This window comes from Pseudomonas sp. Pse1, assembly GCF_024519635.1.
GTDB lineage: Bacteria > Pseudomonadota > Gammaproteobacteria > Pseudomonadales > Pseudomonadaceae > Aquipseudomonas.
Genome location: NZ_JALJRO010000028.1, coordinates 21,986 through 39,825, shown reverse-complemented (window position 1 = coordinate 39,825; position 17,840 = coordinate 21,986). Strand labels below are relative to the sequence as shown.

Sequence of the window (17,840 nt, the reverse complement as noted above, 5' to 3'; positions counted from 1 at the left end):
CTTATTAGAAGCGCGCGGCGCGGACCATGGCGTCCATGCCGCCATCGACAAATACCACGCTGCCATGGACAAACGACGCGTGCGCCGATTGCAGGAACGCTACCACGGCAGCGATCTCTTCGGGTCGACCGGCACGTCCCAGCGGTGCGACAAAATCCCGGGTCGCCTGGCCAAACCGGGCATCGTCCAGCGATGCCTGGTGCAGCGGCGTTTCCACCGCGCCCGGCGCCACCACGTTAAGCCGCAGGCCCTGCTTACCCCACACCACTGCCAGGCGGCGGGCCTGTTGAGTGATCGCGGCTTTCGACGCGGCATAGGCCACATGGGGCTGGCCGAGGCTGTTGGCCAACGCCAGTGCCTGCTGCTCATCGCCCGCCAGCATGGCTTCGATCAGCGGCTGGCCATCCGGCCCGCAATGGGTCGCTGCCACCGAACCGATGACCAATGCCGCCCCCTGTTGACCCCGCGCCAAGGCGCCCTGCAGACCCTCGAGTAACTGACTGACGCCAAAATAATTGACCGCCAACACCAGCCCGCAGTTGGGCGCCGTTACGCCAACCCCGGCGCAGCAGATCAGGCCGTCGAGCACCCCGCCGCTGAGTTCAAGGACCTGATGGATGGCCGCGTCGCGACCTTGCGCAGTCGACAGATCGGCAAGCACTTCGGCGTTACCGCGATCGATACCGATGACCTGATGCCCGGCGGCACGCAGGGCAGCAGCGACGGCCGCGCCGATGCCCGACGCGCTGCCGGTAATAGCTGTTGTTGGCATGGTGGTTCTCCGTGATGGGTCCACCCAGTATCGACAGGGCGCTCACACCGCGGCATCGTCCGGGCAGACTAGAAAACAGCGCAGCGCCGGGCAGGAACGCCCGGCGCTGGAGAGGCAGGATCAAGCCTGGCGATAGACCGGTACGGCCAGCTTGGGCGGCGGCACCTTGATTTTATCCACCACCTTTAGCGCCAGCTTGGGTTTGCCCAGGGCGACCACGCTGTTGAGCATGATCCGCACCAGCTCGGTCTGACGGCGCACGCCGGTCTTGGAGAAGATCGAACGCAAATGCGCCCGCGCGGTGTTGCGGCGGATATTCAGGACTTCGGCGGCCTCCTCCAGCGACAAACCGTTGGCCAACTCCATGGCCAGGGCGGTTTCGGCCCGGGTCAGGTTGAACAACTGCTTGGTCACCACTTCGCTGGCCAGGGATTTGCTCGACGCGTCGCGGATGTACACCAGCGCCGCCGGCTGGCCCTTCTCTTCCGCCCAATCGAGACAGGGAATCGATTCGACCACCACCCCCAGGTTGACCAGTCCCGACGGCCGGGTCACCGACATGGCTTCGGCCCCTTTTGGCGCATCCGGGTCAAAGGCGCCACGGATCAGCCGTTGCAGCTCGCGGTTGTCGCTCGGATAAGTCGCCTCCAGGCGCCCGCCCACCAGCTTCAGGCCGTCAGAGCGGGCAAGAATTTCCTCGGCCACCGGGTTGCTCTGCAGCACGCTGCCGCTCTCGTCGAGCACCAGGGTCGCCACCGACAGGCGGCTGATGGCCTGGGAGTACAACTCGCCGATCGACTCGCTGCGATCCAGCAGGTTATGCAGTTGCGAGGCGCGGCGCAGGTGCGGCAGGAAGCTGGCGCAGAGTGCCCGCTCGTGGCCGCTGAAGTTCGGCGAACGCTTGGGGCGGGTCATGCGAAAGCGCAGTTTGCCGCCGTCCGGGGTGGAAATATCGGCGCCCATCAGGTGATACACGTCATGGGGGCCGCAAAAGGTCTTGAAGTAGCCGTGCTGCTCCCACTGCGTAGCGGTCATGATGTCGTCCACCGTGAACACCTGGTCCAGCGGCTGGTTGCCGAACGGCGAGTTGGTCTGCGGGTAGGTCATGTAGTTGATTTCACCGGCCCCCTCGATCTCGCCGACGATAATCATCAGGCCGGTGTCAGGCTGGTCCGGCACCCGCAGAATCAGGGTGACGAAATTGGCGTCAAAGAGTTTGAGAAAACTCCTGAGGGCGTGGGCCATGCGCTTGGGTTCCAGCGCGCCGTCATAGATCTCCCCCACCAACTCGTTGTAGCGCGTGAGGTCCAGGCCGACACTCGCCAGGGCTTCATGGGTCAACAGAACATCATGCATAGCCTTTACCTCGCACGGGCAAGGACATGGCCTTCCCCTTATTATTGTTATAATTTCGACCCGGGGGAGCTCGGGGCTCCCCGCTCAAATCGCATCTTGCCGGGGTGGCCCTCTATGGGACCGGCCCCAGTTTCTCCAGCCGCCGCGCCGTCCACAAGAGGCCTGCGCGGTTTATTTCTGCGGGCGGTCAGTCCCGCGCCGCCGGACTGTTTTTCAGCGGAAAAGCCCCCTGCACCGGCGCCGCTGCACGCTCGCGCTGGGTTACCAGCGGCCGCCCGCGGTTGAACCAGGCAGCCAGTGCCGGCAGCAGGAAGATCGCCCCCAACACATTGACCAGAAACATGAACGACAGCAGCACGCCCATGTCAGCCTGGAATTTCAGCGGTGCAAAGGCCCAGGTGCAGACGCCGATGGACATGGTCACAGCGGTAAACACTGCAGCGGTACCGCGCTGACACATGGCCTCGTAGAAGGCCTCGCGCAGGTTCGCGCCGCGCAGCATTTCGTGTTGGATGCGCTCATACAGGTAAATCCCGTAGTCGACCCCCACCCCCACACCCAGCGCCATCACCGGCAAGGTCGCGACCTTGAGGCCGATCCCCAGCAGGGTCATCAAGGCATTGCAGAGGATCGCGACGATCGCCAGCGGCACCAGAATGCACAGCACCGCACGGATCGACAAGAAGGTCAGCCAGCAAAACAGCGCCACTGATCCGAATAGCGCAGCGAGCATAATCACTTCGGCGCGCTTGACCGCTTCGTTGGAGGCAGCCATCACCCCGACGTTGCCGCCGGCGAGGAGAAAATCGACCTCGGGCGAGCTGACTTGCGCAATGATCCGCTTGGCCTCGGCGATGACATGGCTGACGGTGCTGCCCTCGTGATCGGCGAGAAACACCAGGATCTGCATCTGCTGGCAACCGTCGGTCACCAGCCCATCATCCGGCACATAAGCCCGGGCGCCCTGGCTCAGGCCACGAGGCGAACCGGGGATCGCCGCCCAGCGCGGGTTGCCTTCGTTATTGCCGGCAATCACCCGCTTGCCCATGTCCGCCACACTCTGGATCGACTGCACACCCGCGACGGTGCGCATGCGGAAATCGAAGGCTTCCACCGCGCGCATCACCGCCGGCGACAGGCAGCCTTCGTCGACGCCCTTGACCTGGACGAACACCGACATCACATCGAGGCCGATCGAGTAGCTGCTGATGATCTTCGCGTTGTCCAGGTTGTAGCGTGAATCGGCGCGCAGTTCCGGCGCGCCGGCACCGATATCGCCCACTGCCAAATCCCGTGCCTTCCAGGCCCCGGCCACCAGCAGCAGCACGCTGATGGCGAACACGCCCAGCGCCGGCCCCGGTTCCGCCAGTGCCGACAGCCGCCACCACAGGCGATGCCGGCCCTGGGGCTTGGCCTGCGCACGGCGCAACAGGCCGGGCTCCAGGCGCAGATAGGAGATGATGATCGGCAACATCAGTTTGTTGGTGATGATCATCAGCATCACGCCGATGCACGCCGTGACCCCCAGTTCGTGGACGATGGGAATGTCGATCAGCATGATCACCGCGAAGCCCAGGGCGTTCATCAACAACGCCAGGGAACCGGGAATGAAGATTTTGCAGAACGCCGAACGTGCCGCCTGCAGCGATGTGCTGCCGGCCAGCACGTCCTGTTTCCAGGCGTTGGTCATCTGCACCGCGTGGGACACGCCGATGGAGAAAATCAGGAACGGCACCAGGATCGACATCGGATCGATACCCAGTCCCAGCAGCGGCAGCAACCCGAGCAACCAGACCACCGGCAACAGCGCGACTACCAGCGCGACCACGGTCAGGCGCAGCGAGCGCGAGTACAGCCACAGCAGCAGGCCGGTGATGACGAAGGCGACCACGAAGAAGCCGATCACCGTGTTCAGCCCTTCAACCACATCGCCCACCAGCTTGGCGAAGCCGACGATGTTGATCTCGATATCGTCACTGTTGTACTTGCCCCGGATCTCTTCCAGGCGCTTGGCGATGTCGACATAGGACACCGACTGGCCGGTCTTGGGGTCGGTGTCCTGCAGGTCGGCGCGGACCATCGCCGATTTCAGGTCGTTGGCCACCAGCCGCCCGACCTGGCCCGAAGCGGCGGTGTTGCTGCGCACTTGCGCCAGGTCTTCAGCGGTGCCGCTGAAACGCGGCGGCACCACCACGTCGCCGAAGAAACCTTCCTCGGTAATCTCGATGTAACGCACGTTGGCGGTGAACAGCGAGGTCACGCTGGGACGGCTGACACCGGAGATGAAAAACACATCGTCGGTGACTTTGCGCAGGGTCTCCAGGTATTCGGCGTTATAGATATCGCCCTCGCCTTTCCAGCGCACGCTGACCAGGAAACGGTTGGCGCCGGTGAAGTAATGGCTGAACTTGAGAAAATTGATCATGTAGTCATGGCGCACCGGAATCTGCTTGTTGAAGCCCGGGTCCAGTTGCGTATGGGTGGCGCTGTAGCCCAGGCCCAGGGTCACCAGGACGAACAGCAACAGCAGCCCCTTGCGCCAGGCCATCAGGTAATCGGCGCAGGTATCGACGCTGCGCGTCACCCAGTGTTTTCCGTGATTCATTACCCGTTTCTCCTTCACTGGGTAGCCTGCGTGGCCACTCGGGCAGCCACGCTGCCACCTGTCCCCTGCAATACGCCGCGCTCGCCGCCGACCAGCAGGCGCGAGCCCACCACCGTCACCGAGGTCAAGGTGCCGAGCCCGGCCAGGCGCTCAACACCCACCAGCGCACCCTTGGCGTTGAGCCGCACCACGGAGCTGCCGGCGCCGACAATCACCAGCCCTGAGTGATCGGGCAGCAGCACATGGCCGTAAAGCGGCAGTTGGTTGCCGACATTGATCTGGGTCCAGCTGTCGCCAAAGTCGTGACTGACGAAGACATGCCCGCGCATGCCGTAGGTCACCCAGTCAGCGTCGCTCAGGCGCACGATGCCGAACAGGGATCCGCTGTAGAACGCCGGCAGGGTCTGCCAGTGCTGGCCGGCATCGGTGGTGCGCAGGACCAGGCCCTGTTCGCCCACCAGCATGCGCCGGCCATCGTCGCCGCCGGCCATGCTGTTCAGGTGCGCGCTGTCGATGTCCAGGGGCCGCGCGGTCCAGCTCTGTCCGGCGTCCAGCGACTGGTAGAATTTGCCGAAGCTGCCGAAGGCCATGACGTTGTCGCCACCGGCGCTCCAGATGCCCAGCAGTGGCTCGCCGAGGTCGCTGTCGTAACGGATCTCGCGCCAGCTGCTGCCAGCGTCTTCGGAGCGCAGGATCCAGCCGTCGTGCCCGACCGCCAGCAAACGCCTGGCGTCGAGGGCGACCACGGCGGTCAAGGTGGCGTTGCGCTGGGTGGCGACAGTAGCCGGCTGCCAACTGACACCCTGGTCGTCGCTGAGCAGAATGCTGCCGCGCTCACCCACCGCCACCACCCGTGCGCCGAGATTGAGCAGACCATTGATCTGCACCCGGTCCGGACGCATGGCCAACACTTCGGCCTGGGGTGGGGTTTTCGGGGAAAAGGTGTAGCCAATGGTCACGGCGACCATCAGGCAGACGATGTAACCGATCACCGAGCGCATGGGCAACGCTCCTGTTCGGGGCACACGTGCGGGGGGCAAGTCATAGGGCCAAATCCTCTTGTTCTTGTCAGGCGCCAGGGCAAGCACTGCGGCGTTGCCTGTGCACCGATAGTCGGCGCAAGGCCGGGGGGGCACATCGTCCAAATGGCTTATGCAAATGGCGTGTGGGGGGGCACGGAGTTCGGAACTGCAGCCGGTACATTCAACAGCCGCTGTGCCAGACACTCCGCCATCGCCAGCAGGCTGGCTCGCACAGGGATTTGGGGGCGATCAGGAAATCCTGGGTGTACCTGGATCCTCTGTAGGAGCAAGCTCGCTCCTACAGAGGGGCGGGGTGGTCACAGAATCGGGGAAATCTGCGGGATCAAGCGATATACAGAATCACCAGATCATTAATCACCGACGGCCTGTCCTGCCCCACCACATGGATATTCAACTCCAGAGTCAGTTGAGTACCCCGCGGCAGCAGTTCGACTTTTTTCACCCGTGCCCGCGAGTGGATGCGTGAGCCGGCCGGGACTGGCGCCGGGAAGCGCAGGCGATCGGAACCATAATTGATCTGGGTGGTGAAGCCGCTGATTTCGAAACCCAACGCCAGCTTCATCCGCGATTGCAGCACCTGCACCAGGGCACCGTGGGCGATGGTGCCGCCGAACGGGCTTTGCAGGCGTGCACGTTCCGGGTCGGTGTGGATCCAGTAGTCATCGCCCGACAACTGGGCAAACGCATCGATCAGCGCCTGATCGACCACCACCACATTGCTCCAGTCGCTGTACTGCTCGCTGACCAACGCCTGCAACGCCGGGCCGTCATTCAAATCGATCTGCCGCGCCGCCGGTTGCTCAGCCGCCACCGGCGTCGGCTCGCGGTCCTGCCCCGACAAGCCCTCAAGGCTGGCCGCATCCTTGTCCACCCCGGTAAAACGCAACAGGCGATTGCCCTTGGCATCCACCTCGGCAAACACCGGCTGCAGCGCCATGCCAATCTTGAGCTCATCCTCTTCAAGCCCGACCAGGTTGGTATTGATCCGCACCCCTTCGGCCAATTCGACCACCGCCAGTTTCTGCGGCATCTCATCAATGAAGTCAGGCAAGGTGGCGATGCGCGTCACGGTGTAGCTGTAAAGCGTCGCAGTGCCGTCGACTTCGCGCCAGGCCAGGTCATGTTCCAGGCACTTGGGGCAATGCCGGCGCGGGTAAAAGTTCCAGTGGCTGCAGGCATTGCATTGCTGGATCAACAGGCGGCGCGCCTTCAGGCCTTCCCAGAAGGGAGCGGAAATCTGCGTGGCGACCGGCATCGGTTTGTTGTTGGACATGTGCTTATGCTCCCTGAAGAATCAATGCGCCCTGCTCGCTCATCACGCCGCCGGTACCGGAGACGTAGACGCTGTCGCAGCGACCCAATTGGCGTTCACCGGCGGCACCGGCGATCTGCGTCACCGCCTCGATCACCTGACTCATGCCACCGGCCGAGGCCGACTGACCGAAACTCAGTTGCCCGCCGTGGGTGTTCATCGGGAAATCGCCGCGCCATGTCAGGTCGTGCTCGCGAACGAACGCCATGCCCTCACCCTTGCCGCAGAACCCGGCATCTTCCAGGGTCAGCAAGGTGGTGATGGTGTAGCAGTCGTAGATCTGCGCGGCATCCACGTCCTTGGGCTTGAGCCCGGCCATGCTGAATGCCTGGCGCGAGGCCGGGCCGATTGGGGTGTTGAGCATGTCCTCGGCATAGGACGGCGACTTGAACGCCAGGTGCTCGCCAAACCCGGTAATAAAGGCCGGACGCTTGCGTGCCCGCGCCGCCACTTCCTTGCTGGTGATAATCAGCGCGGCGCCACCGGCCACCGGCATGACGATTTCGAGGACGTGCAGCGGGTCGGCAACCATCTTGCTCGCCAGCACCTGCTCGATGGTCAATGGCTGGCCGTAGAACATCGCCTGGGGGTTGGCCAACGCGTTGGTGCGCTGGTCGACGGCAATCTTCGCCATCGCCCGCTGGTCATAAGCGTACTGCGCGGCATAGCGCTGGGCGATCATCGCGTAGCCCGTGTTCTGGCCCATATGTCCGTACGGCAGGTCGAACTCCGCTTCGGGCGCGCCGAAGGCCGTGCTGTGCCCGCCAAAACGCATCGAGCGGGCCATCCAGCTCGGGTCCTCGTCAGGACCGAACGGCGCCATGCGCGCCGGGATCACACAGAGCACCGCCTGGCACAGACCCAGTTCGATCGCAGCAGCAGCGCGCCAGACCATGCCCACCGAAGTGCAGCCACCGAGGTCCACCACTTCGGCAAAATTCAGCCGCAAACCCAGGTACTCAGCGGCCATTGCCGGCACGAACACCGAGGCTTCGTGAAAGTGCGGACCGTTGATCACCAGCCCGTCGAGGTCCGAGGCCTTGAGCCCGGCATCACGCAGGGCCTGGGCTGCGAGGTCGGCGACCTGCTCGAGATGGAACATCTTCGGCGCGGTGGCGTATTTTTCCGGTTTGTATTGCGCGCTGCCGACAATGGCCGCGTGTCCTTTGAGTCCCATAGAGCCTCCCTGCCGCAGCGCCGGGCTGCGGCAATGACAAGATAATTGGAAGGCCCGTCAACGCAGCACGGGCCGAGGGTCGATCAGAAGCTGTATTTCGCCGAAAAGGTGGCGTAGTCGCGGTCGGCGAAGGGACGCTTGATCGGGTCCGGTTCGCCGAGGTAGGCGATGTACTTCAGGCCGAGCTCCAGGTTGCCCAGGTACTTGAAGGTGGTCCCGGCGCTCAGGCGACGGTCGCCGGCGACCCCGGCGATGCTGCCGCCCATGGGCGTGGCACCGCTGAACACGTTGGAGAAACTGAACGGCACTTCCAGGTCCCAGCCTTGGGCCACGCCCGGATAGCTGAACGAGGCGCCGACGGTGTAGGCACTGGAGGATTTGGTCTTCCAGCCACTGGGGGTGCTGAAGGTGTAGTCATCGGAAGGCGCCACCAGGCCGGCCACCGAAGGCAGCAGGTTCAGGCCCTGCAGGTTCGGCGCCGCCGAGGTCGCCTCGACACTGTCGACTTGCGTGCGAATGACTTCGGCGGTCAGGGTGGTCTGGCTGGCCCACGGCCGATCGCCGAGGATGCGCATCGCCGACAGCTGCATCTGCTGGCCCTTGCCCTTGGCCGGCACCGCACCGAGGCCGGTATTGACCATCACCGGCACGCCGTCGCGGTACGACCATTCGCCGCCGATCTGCACGTCACCGAGCTTGGTCGAGGCGCTGATACCGGTCAGCTTGATGTCTTCGAAGTACTTGATCCGATAACCGTTGGACGCCATGGCCAGCAGGCCGCCACCGACCGGCAGCGGGTTATAGCCGACCAGCGCAGTGGCCGGGTTCTTGTCGTGATAGTTGATGTGGAACAGCGACAGCTCGAGAGCCTGCACCGGGCGATAGCGCACCTGCACGCCCCACTGGCCGCTGTCGCTTGGATCGTCGGTGCCGCGATAGGCGATTTTCTGGCCGTTGGCGTAGATGAACTCGCGGCCCGGACCGACCACGTCACTGCTCGACAGGTAGCTTCCCACTGGCGGCAGCTCGGTGCCCTTCCATTCGTACTGGACGTAGGCGCCGAAGGTCAGTTGCGGATTGAGGCGGAACGAGCCGGAGAACTGGCCCACCGGCAGCAGCACTTCCTTGACCTCGACCCCGGGCTGCGCAGCCTTGACCGCGTCGGAAGGGTTTTGCACGCCGTTGACGCCCGGGTAGTACAGGCTCTCGCCCCAGGATTCGATATGCCGCCCGGCCTTGACGTCGAGCATGGTGTCGTTGTCGAAACGCCAGCCGCTGAACACATAGGCATCGAGCAGACGGGTACGGCCGCCGCTGTAGTAACGGGTGTCGCTGGTGAACTCGTCGTTGCGCCCGGTCTTGTTCACTGTCGATGGCGAGTCGTTGTCGTTTTCCTGGTGGTAGACGTCGTCGTAAAAGGTACTGCCACGCACCACGGCGCCGTAGTTGTCCTTGCGCAGGATCAGTTCGCCGAGGGCGCCGACACGGTTGGTGGTGAGGCCGCCCTGGTCGAAGTTGCGGTTGCCATCGTCGGCGTTGACCGACAGCAGTCGACGACTCTGGTCGGCCGTGCGCACGCCGATGCCGTAGCTGGTGGTCACTGCCCAGTCCATGGTCAGGCCGTTGTCGAATTCGATCGTATCGCCGGCCCAGGCCGGGCTCGACACCAGCGCCATGGCCGCCGCCAGACTGCTGACCTGAAACACGCTCGAAGCCATGACCCTGGAGTTATTTTTGTTGTTGTTGATCACACTGACTCTCCTCAACGGCAGCCGGGTGGCTGCCTGGACTGTTCAACACGGGCGCCGTGCAACCGGCTCAAAACACCTTGAGCGCAGAAGCCTTGCGCGCTCCCTTTACCGCGCACCGGTAGCGATAAAGCCCCCGGTCCTCTTCCCGCTGCAGCGACCCTTCGGCCACCAGGTAGTTGGCGTGGGCCAACGTTTCGCCAAGGGCCATCAGTTCGTCGAAACGCCCTGACAGCCTGGGAAACAACACGGCCATCAGCTCGAGCACGGTGCGCGGCTCGGCACAGCTGGCCAGCATCTGCGCCAGGTGGCCCTGGTGATGGGCCTCCAGTTGATCCAGGCGCTGATGCAGATTGAAAAACGGACGTTCGTGGGCCGGCAGTACCAGCACGCTGTCGGGCAGACTGCGCAGGTGCTCGATCGACTGCAGCCAGTCGCGCAGCGGGTCGGCCAGGGGCTCGGTGGCGTGCACGCCGACGGTCGAGGTAATGCGCGGCAGCACCTGGTCGCCGGAAATCAGCAAGCCGTCGTCGGCGGCATACAGGCAGGCATGCTCCGGCGAATGACCACGACCGATCACCACCTGCCAGGTGCGGCCACCGATCTGCAGCAGGCTGCCCTCTTGCAGGCGACGGAAATGGTTGAGCGGCGCTGGCAGGAAATGCGCGTTACTCATCACCGCGAACATCTCGCGGCTCTGCGCGTCGCTGACCCCGGCCTTGCGGTAGAAATCGAGGAAGTCCCAGCCCGGCGCCTGATCGGCGGGAAAGCGCACGTGCAGCGACTGGAACTCGTTGACGGTCATGTACACCGGGCACTGGAAACGCTCACTGAGCCAGGCGGCGACGCCGGCATGGTCGGAATGAAAGTGGGTGCAGACCACCGCCCGCAGCGGCAGGCCGCCACAGACTTCGCTCAGCACCCGGTCCCAGACCTCGCGGCTCTGCTCGGTGTTCATCCCGGTGTCCACCGCTACCCAGCCGTCGCCATGGCGCAAGAGGTAGAGGTTGATGTGATCGAGGCGAAACGGCAGCGGCATGCGCAACCACCACACGCCGGGTGCCACCTCACGTGCCTGGCCGGACTCCGGCGGCTGCACCCAGGGATAGCGCAGGCCGTCGCGCAGTTCATGGCCGTTGGCGTCGAGTTCAGTCATTGCCGGTCACCGCGAAGGGCGCGAGGCCGGCGCGGGCCAAGGCTTCTGGCGAATAAGGCACGTAGCTGCGCGCGGCCTCGTCGCGGATGAACAGTGGATCGGTACAACGCCGCGGGCAGTACCCCTGGCGTTGCAGATCGACCTTGCGCAGCTTGAAGCTGGCAGTCAGGTCGGCGGCCTGGGTGACCCGCACGAACACCGGCGCGGCATAACGCGGCAGGCGTGCATCGGCCAGCTCGAACAGCGCCGCCGGATCGAAATCACAGCCGGCCTGCATCAGCACCGCGGCCATGCCGGCACGCCCTTCCTGGCCCGGCACCTGCACGCCATAGACGTTGATCAGCTCCAGACCCGACAGATCGCCGAGGCCGTCGGCGACTTCCTGGGTCGAGACGTTCTCGCTTTTCCAGCGGTAGGTGTCGCCGATGCGGTCGACGAAATAGCAATAGCCCTCGGCGTCCTCGCGCAGCAGATCGCCCGAGCTCCAGTAGGCATCACCGTCGCGGAACACGTTGCGGCGGATCTTGCTTTCAGTGGCTTCGCTGGAGGTGTAACCCTCGAAACGCCCGCCACCGATCTCCGGATGATCAACGATAAAGCCCATGGCTTCGCCGACCTCGCCGACCTTGCAGACCTGGTAGAAGCCGTGCTCGTCCCGTGGGTGGCAGTCGTTCTCGACGTCGTAGCGCACCAGGCGCAGGTTGGTCTTGTTCCAGTCCGGCACCCGTCCGCAGGAACCGAAGTAGTTGTCGACGTTGATCACCGCAGCATTCGCTTCGGTGGCGCCCCAGCCTTCGAATACCTGGATCGGCCCAAAGCGCTCCAGCCAGCGCTGCCAGGTGTCCGGCGCGAGCCCGGCGCCGAGCATGCAGCGCAGGCTGTGCTCGCGCTCACCGTCGCGAACCGGCTGGTTGAGCAGGTAGCGGCAAATCTCGCCGATGTACTGGAAGATGCTGATGCGATAGCGCGCTACGTCGATCCAGAATTCACGCACGCTGAACTTGCGGCGCACCACAATCGCCGCGCCGGCGCGCAGGGCGGTAGAGGTCACCGAGGTGGCGGCGGCGCCGTGATACAGCGGCAGGCAGCAATAGAACACGTCGTCCCGGGTGACGTTGAGGGTGACGTGCATGACGTCGCCCGAGGACATCCAGCGCATGTGGCTGTAGCGCGCAGCCTTGGGCAGGCCGGTGGTGCCAGAGGTAAAAATCAGCAGGGTCGGCGTCTGCGCTTCGATGTGCGCTCGAATATCGCGTGGGAATGCGCTGCGCGGGGCTTGCGCGAGACGCGTGTCGAAATGCCCGTCGACGCCTTTGGGCAAGGCGCCGCTCCAGGGATTCTCGGCATCGCGGATCAACCAGCACGGCAGCTCCGGCATGCCTTCGGTGGCCTGGATATTGGCCAGGCATTCCTCGCCCACCAGCAAGGCCTTGGCCTCGGTGGTCTGCAGTGCATGCAGCAACGGCTTGCCGCTGACCTGGGTGTTGATGAACGCCACCACCACCCCGAGCTTGACCAGGCCGAACCAGCTGCAGAAAAACGCCGGGCGGTTCTCCATGGCCAGGGCGCAGACATCGCCGGCGCGCAGGCCGTTGGCGTAGAAGGTGTGGGCCATCTGGTTGGCCCGCGCATCGACCTCGGCGTAGCTCAGGATCTGTTCGCCGTAGATCAGCAAGGGCCGCTCGCCCTGCTCCAGGGCCTGTTGCTCGAGGCGATCGGCCAGGGTGTAGAGGTCGCGGGGCTTGATCAGCCCGGCAGCGGCCGAACGTTGGTCGAGCAAGGCCTGGGTCTGCTCACGTGGCACCGGGTGACTCACCAGACCGCTGGGTAATTGCTGCTGGTTCATCGCGCACGCTCCTGGCTGACGGGGTAGTCCGAGTAGCCGGCGGCGCCCGGGGTGTACAGGGTCTTGCGATCGAAACGGCTCAGTTCCAGGCCACGACGCAGACGTTCCACCAGGTCCGGGTTGGCAATAAAATGACGACCGAACGACACGGCAGCCCCCTCGCCCGACGCGAGGGCGGCGCTGGCCGAAGGACCGTCGAAACCGTCATTCAGAATCAGTTGATGCGGGCTGTGCTGGCGTGCCAAAGCAAAGGCATCCAGGCCTTCCAGCGGCGAGCGCATGATGTGCAGGTAGGCCAGAGGCAAGTGCGCCACCGCCTGGCAGAGGGCGGCGGCGGTGGCGGCCGGGTCCTGGTCATCGATGTCGTTGTAGGGGTTGCCTGGGCACTGGCGAAACCCCACGCGACCGGCGCCGATGGCGTTGGCCATGGCCTCGATCACGTCCTTGGCAAAACGCACCCGGCTGTGGGCATCGCCGCCATATTCATCGTTGCGCTGATTGCTGCCCGAGGCCATGAACTGCATCGGCAGGTAGCCACTGGTGCAGTGCAGTTCGACCCCGTCGAAACCGGCCTGGCGCGCATTCAGTGCGGCCTGGCGGTAATCGTTGATGACCTGATTGATGGCGTACAGCGTCAGGGCTTCGGGCTCGTCGGTGTCCACCAGGCCGTGGCTGTCGCTGAACACCTGGGTCCGTGCGCGCAGTGCCGATGGCGCCACAGTGGCCGCACCTTGGGGTTTGTTGTGGCGGCTGGCGGCGCGGCCGACGTGCATCAGTTGCAGGACAATGCTCCCGCCCTCGGCGTGCACCGCGTCGGTTACCCGTTGCCAGCCGGCCATCTGTTCGACACTGTAGATCGCCGGCGTGCGGCAGTAGCCCAGGCCACTGGCGGACGGCGCCGTGCCTTCGGCGACGATCAACCCGGCGCTGGCCCGCTGGCGGTAGTACTCGACCATGTCGCTGCCGGGGACGGCATCGGCCAGGGCCCGGCTGCGGGTCATGGGCGCCATGACAATGCGGTTGGCCAGTTGCAGCTCACCCAGGGTGACCGGCTCGAACAAGACGCTCATTGCAATTCCTCAGCTTCTTATTGTTTGCAGGCTGTCGTGGACTCGCCACGCCAGCGAAGATGAGCGCAATGATTGACGCTGGGCTGGAGCGAAACATCGTCCGACAAGACTAGGTCGGCTATGGTGTCGAACGGTTGGCCCCACCGGCAGGAAATGGTCTGAATGGACGATGAAAATAAACCGCAGGCGACCGAGCATCGCGACCACCAGAACAAGAACCGGAGCACCCGCAGTGAACCAATCCCCCCCCGTGACATGGCGCACGCACTACGCGTTGTTCGTGCTCGCCAGCATCTATGTGTTCAATTACATCGACCGCCAGTTGATGGCGATCCTGATCGAGCCGGTGAAGCTGGAGTTCGGCATTTCCGACACCGGCATCGGCCTGCTGTCGGGGGTGACATTCGCGGTGTTCTATACCGTGTTCGGCTTCCCGCTGGGACGCCTGTCGGATCGGGTCGGGCGCAAGCCGGTGATCGCCTTCAGCTGCATTGCCTGGAGCCTGATGACCATGCTCTGCGGCATGGCCGGCAACTTCATGACCCTGCTGTTGGCGCGCATCGGCGTGGCGGTTGGCGAGGCCGGCGGCACGGCGCCGTCGGTGGCGATGGTCTCGGACCTGTACCCGGCCAACCGCCGCTCCACGGCGTTGGCGTTCCTGATGCTCGGTTCCAGCCTGGGGGCGATCGTCGGCCTCGGCCTCGGTGGCTGGATTGCCCAGCACCACGGTTGGCGCTACGCCTTTTTGCTGATCGGTGCGCCGGGGATTTTCCTCGGCTTGCTGCTGTTGCTGACCGTACGTGCGCCCAAGCGGGTAATGCCGGTGAGCAACACGGTGGCGGCCGAGGACGGCTGGCTGGCGACTCTGGTCGAGCTGTTTCGCATGCCCTCCTTCGTCTGGCTGGTGCTCACCGGCGGCGCGGCGGCGATTGCCGGCTACGCCATCGGCACCTGGAGCCCGAGCTTTTTGATCCGCTCCCACGGCCTCAATCTGCAACAGGCCGGTTTTCTCGTGGGGGTGGTCGGCGGCACCGGCTCGACCATCGGCACCCTGGTCTGCGGCGTACTCACCGACCGCATGGCACGCCGCGATGCCGGCTGGCAGATCGGCGTACCGCTGCTGGGCACGCTGATCAGCATTCCGTTCGCCCTCGCCTACTTCCTCTGGCCCCAGGGCACGGCGTTCTACATCGGCAGCACTGCGGTACCGCAAGCCTTTCTGTTCTACAGCGCCTTCGGTTTCTTCGGCGTGTGGTGGGCGACGCCGTGCCTGAGCGCGATCACCCACCTGTTCCCGGCGACCCGCCTGGCCCAGGCCACGGCGATTTTCGTGATGGCCATGACCTTGCTCGGCGTCGGCGTCGGCCCGCTGTTCGTCGGCATGCTCAGCGACTTCTTCGTTCCGACCCTGGGCAGTGAATCCCTGCGCTATGCCCTGGCGGCCTCGGTGTCGATGCTGGTGCTGGCCAGCGTGTTTCTGGCCCTGGCGCTGCCGCGTTATCGGCAGCAGATCAAGCAGCCTGCGGCGGCGGTCAGCGCGCACGCCAGCGTCACTGCCTGATCGGTCTTTTCAGGCCATCACGCCGCTGCCACCTGCCCGGGTCGCAGCGGCTTTTTTATGAGGTGATTTCATGAACAACAACGCCATTGAGCTGTGCAATCTGCTGTACCGCTATGCCGACTACCTGGACAGCGGCCAACTGGTCGCCGCAGCCGAGTTGTTCCGCCATGCGCGGATCAAGCTGCACAACCATGACGGGTTTATCGACCACCAGGCCCTGCTGGGCATTTGGCAACAGCGCCTGAAGCTGTACCCCTGCGGCACGCCACGTAGCAAGCACCTCATCAGCAACCCGATCATCGAGATTGACCAGGCTTCGCAGACGGCGACGGTGCGCTCGTCGTACACGGTGCTGCAGGCCACTGACAGCCTGCCGCTGCAGATCATTGCGGCCGGAAGGTATGTGGATGAGTTCCAGTGCGTGGACGGGATCTGGCGTTTCAGTTTCCGTGATTATTCATACCTGGAAATGAGCGGGGATTTGAGCGGGCATCTGGCAGGGTAAACCTGGATGGCGTTCAACTGTGGGACCGGTCCGACAAGCCAGCGCCCACGGGGTTTTGTGGCTGGTCGCAAGATCGGCGGTCACCACGCCCTCTGTGGGACCGAGCCTGCTCGGGATGGCGCCGGCAAATCCGGCATGTGTGTCGCCTGACACACCGCCATCGCGTACATCCAGACAATCCGCGTTATCGTTAACGTTTTTCGCCAGCAAGCTGGCTCCTAAAGGAGTTGTGCATACGACAAAAAAAGGCCTCGCCAGTTACCCGGCGAGGCCTTTATCACTGCGGTTTGCGATTAGCGACCGATCGCCCGCGCCGCGTCGGCGGTGTACTGGTCCGGAGTGAACTTGCCTTCGTTGAGTATCGGGCCTTTTTTCGCTTCGTTGGACATGCCGTAGCCGGTGTACTGCCCGGAGTTCAGGTCCATGAAGAACTGCGAGCCGGCCTGCCAGCCGCTCATGTCAGGGTGGTAGTAGTAGTTGACCATGGCGTGTTTCCACAGCTGCCCACGGGCATCGTAGTTATCGGCCATGACTGCGTTCCAGGTGTCCTCATCAATGAACAGCACGCGCTTGCCATAGACGTGACGAAAGCCCTCTTTCAAGGTCGCCTCCAGTACCCAGACGCGCCGAAGCTCGTAGCGCATCACATCCGGATTGGGATGGTTGGGCGTAAGGATGTCGGCGTACTTGAGGGTGCCTGAGTTGGGCTTGAAGGCGTTGGCCGGGGTGTAGATCTCACGCTTGCCGATCAGCTTCCAGCTGAAACGCTCTGGCGAGCCATTGAACAGGCGGTCCTCGTCGACGGTCATGGTGCCGTTGGTGCCGATCATCGGTTGGTCGTAGCCGTAGCCCGGCAACTGCCGCACACGCCGGGTCGAGGGGCTGTAGGACCAGGCCTGGCGCGATTCGGTGACGAAGTTATAGGGCTCGTGGGCAATGCTCAGCGTGCCGTTGTCGCGCGCCGGTTTGAGGGTCATGTTGTTGCTCATCGCCTGGATCTTACCCTCAGTCGCGGGCTCGACCGTTGGCGAGTTGGCCTGCGACAGGTTACGCGCATAAGCACGACCCCAACCGATGCTGCCGTTGGGCAGGACCGACGCCAGGTCGGTGGTTTTTTCCTCGGTGTAGGCACGCGCCGGCAACTGGTGGTTCCACAGCAGCTCCATGCCGTTCTTCGGAATCGGGAACGGCACCTGGCCCAGGCCCTCAAAGCCCGCACCCTCATTCACCAGCTTGGCGTTCAGCGCGTTTTTCATCGCGCGCTGGCAGACGTAGTCGGGATAACGGAAATCCCGGTGACCGGGGTAGATGTTCATCTTGTAAGTGGTCGGGTATTTCTTCAGCAGCGCTTTCTGGCCCTCGGTCAGGTGCGACTCGTACTGGCCCATGTTCTGCGCGGTGATCACCAGGATCGGCTTCTCCGCCGCATAGGGATCCACTGGTTGGTCGCCGGAATACTTCACATGGTTCCAGCCCGGCACCTCGCCCAGGTACTTGCCGGTGTAGGGCGGGATGGTGCCTGCCGCGTTGCCCGCCTGCTCGGCGCCGACGCAGGTCAGTTCCTTGCCCAGCTTGGCGGCTTCCTGGGGGGATACCTCGGCGTGCGCGACGCTCAGCAGCCCGGTATTGGCTGTGACGGCGACCGCGAGCATGAGACCTGTTCTTGTTATTTTCATGTATTGCCTCCTT

At 64.1% G+C, this 17,840-nt stretch carries 13 protein-coding genes; 2 read left to right on the top strand and 11 right to left on the bottom strand.

Going from position 1 to position 17,840, the window contains the following annotated elements; genetic code table 11:
• Positions 1 to 4: 4 nt before the first annotated feature.
• From NR126_RS26335 to NR126_RS26290, 10 genes are all read right to left on the bottom strand, one after another.
• On the bottom strand, positions 5 to 772 hold the full coding sequence (locus NR126_RS26335) for an SDR family oxidoreductase (RefSeq protein ID WP_256832322.1): 768 nt from the start codon (positions 770 to 772) through the stop codon (positions 5 to 7).
• A 120-nt stretch (positions 773 to 892) separates the two neighbouring features.
• Positions 893 to 2,128, bottom strand: a complete 1,236-nt coding sequence (locus NR126_RS26330) for a helix-turn-helix transcriptional regulator (RefSeq protein ID WP_105755961.1) — start codon at positions 2,126 to 2,128, stop codon at positions 893 to 895.
• A gap of 187 nt (positions 2,129 to 2,315) precedes the next feature.
• A complete protein-coding gene (locus NR126_RS26325) occupies positions 2,316 to 4,733 on the bottom strand; it encodes an RND family transporter (protein WP_256832321.1) in 2,418 nt (805 codons plus the stop codon).
• Between the two features lie 14 nt (positions 4,734 to 4,747).
• Positions 4,748 to 5,734 (bottom strand): YCF48-related protein, encoded by a 987-nt coding sequence (locus tag NR126_RS26320; RefSeq protein ID WP_105755959.1) that lies wholly within the window; start codon positions 5,732 to 5,734, stop codon positions 4,748 to 4,750.
• Between the two features lie 364 nt (positions 5,735 to 6,098).
• Positions 6,099 to 7,049: an OB-fold domain-containing protein gene (locus NR126_RS26315; protein WP_256832320.1), complete on the bottom strand. Its 951-nt coding sequence runs from the start codon at positions 7,047 to 7,049 to the stop codon at positions 6,099 to 6,101.
• Positions 7,050 to 7,053: 4 nt separating this feature from the next.
• The gene (locus NR126_RS26310) at positions 7,054 to 8,265 is read right to left on the bottom strand and encodes a thiolase family protein (RefSeq protein WP_105755957.1); all 1,212 of its coding nucleotides are present in this window, start codon (positions 8,263 to 8,265) and stop codon (positions 7,054 to 7,056) included.
• Positions 8,266 to 8,348: 83 nt separating this feature from the next.
• Positions 8,349 to 10,016, bottom strand: a complete 1,668-nt coding sequence (locus NR126_RS26305; protein WP_371321436.1) for a DUF1302 domain-containing protein — start codon at positions 10,014 to 10,016, stop codon at positions 8,349 to 8,351.
• 67 nt (positions 10,017 to 10,083) lie between these two features.
• On the bottom strand, positions 10,084 to 11,169 hold the full coding sequence (locus tag NR126_RS26300) for an MBL fold metallo-hydrolase (protein ID WP_256832319.1): 1,086 nt from the start codon (positions 11,167 to 11,169) through the stop codon (positions 10,084 to 10,086).
• Positions 11,162 to 13,015 (bottom strand): long-chain-acyl-CoA synthetase, encoded by a 1,854-nt coding sequence (locus NR126_RS26295; protein WP_256832318.1) that lies wholly within the window; start codon positions 13,013 to 13,015, stop codon positions 11,162 to 11,164. The genes NR126_RS26300 and NR126_RS26295 overlap by 8 nt, the downstream gene beginning before the upstream one ends.
• Positions 13,012 to 14,085: an alkene reductase gene (locus NR126_RS26290; protein ID WP_256832317.1), complete on the bottom strand. Its 1,074-nt coding sequence runs from the start codon at positions 14,083 to 14,085 to the stop codon at positions 13,012 to 13,014. Before NR126_RS26290 ends, NR126_RS26295 begins: the two co-directional genes overlap by 4 nt.
• A gap of 232 nt (positions 14,086 to 14,317) precedes the next feature.
• Here NR126_RS26290 and NR126_RS26285 point away from each other — a divergent pair, with 232 nt between their 5' ends.
• Positions 14,318 to 15,646, top strand: coding sequence for an MFS transporter (locus tag NR126_RS26285; RefSeq protein ID WP_105755953.1), 1,329 nt, complete (start codon positions 14,318 to 14,320; stop codon positions 15,644 to 15,646).
• A gap of 70 nt (positions 15,647 to 15,716) precedes the next feature.
• Entirely contained in the window at positions 15,717 to 16,151 is a 435-nt protein-coding gene (locus tag NR126_RS26280) for a nuclear transport factor 2 family protein (protein ID WP_105755952.1), read from the top strand.
• A gap of 293 nt (positions 16,152 to 16,444) precedes the next feature.
• Here the strand turns inward: NR126_RS26280 and NR126_RS26275 are convergent, their stop codons facing one another.
• Entirely contained in the window at positions 16,445 to 17,827 is a 1,383-nt protein-coding gene (locus tag NR126_RS26275) for a DUF1329 domain-containing protein (RefSeq protein WP_256832316.1), read from the bottom strand.
• Positions 17,828 to 17,840: the final 13 nt, after the last annotated feature.

Excerpts from the sequence above, each read along its gene's own strand:
- NR126_RS26310 (WP_105755957.1), bottom strand. The coding sequence starts at position 8,265 with ATGGGACTCAAAGGACACGCGGCCATTGTCGGCAGCGCGCAATACAAA.
- NR126_RS26315 (WP_256832320.1), bottom strand. The coding sequence starts at position 7,049 with ATGTCCAACAACAAACCGATGCCGGTCGCCACGCAGATTTCCGCTCCC.
- NR126_RS26300 (WP_256832319.1), bottom strand. The coding sequence starts at position 11,169 with ATGACTGAACTCGACGCCAACGGCCATGAACTGCGCGACGGCCTGCGC.
- NR126_RS26280 (WP_105755952.1), top strand. The coding sequence starts at position 15,717 with ATGAACAACAACGCCATTGAGCTGTGCAATCTGCTGTACCGCTATGCC.
- NR126_RS26290 (WP_256832317.1), bottom strand. The coding sequence starts at position 14,085 with ATGAGCGTCTTGTTCGAGCCGGTCACCCTGGGTGAGCTGCAACTGGCC.
- NR126_RS26330 (WP_105755961.1), bottom strand. The coding sequence starts at position 2,128 with ATGCATGATGTTCTGTTGACCCATGAAGCCCTGGCGAGTGTCGGCCTG.
- NR126_RS26325 (WP_256832321.1), bottom strand. The coding sequence starts at position 4,733 with ATGAATCACGGAAAACACTGGGTGACGCGCAGCGTCGATACCTGCGCC.
- NR126_RS26275 (WP_256832316.1), bottom strand. The coding sequence starts at position 17,827 with ATGAAAATAACAAGAACAGGTCTCATGCTCGCGGTCGCCGTCACAGCC.
- NR126_RS26295 (WP_256832318.1), bottom strand. The coding sequence starts at position 13,015 with ATGAACCAGCAGCAATTACCCAGCGGTCTGGTGAGTCACCCGGTGCCA.
- NR126_RS26335 (WP_256832322.1), bottom strand. The coding sequence starts at position 772 with ATGCCAACAACAGCTATTACCGGCAGCGCGTCGGGCATCGGCGCGGCC.
- NR126_RS26320 (WP_105755959.1), bottom strand. The coding sequence starts at position 5,734 with ATGCGCTCGGTGATCGGTTACATCGTCTGCCTGATGGTCGCCGTGACC.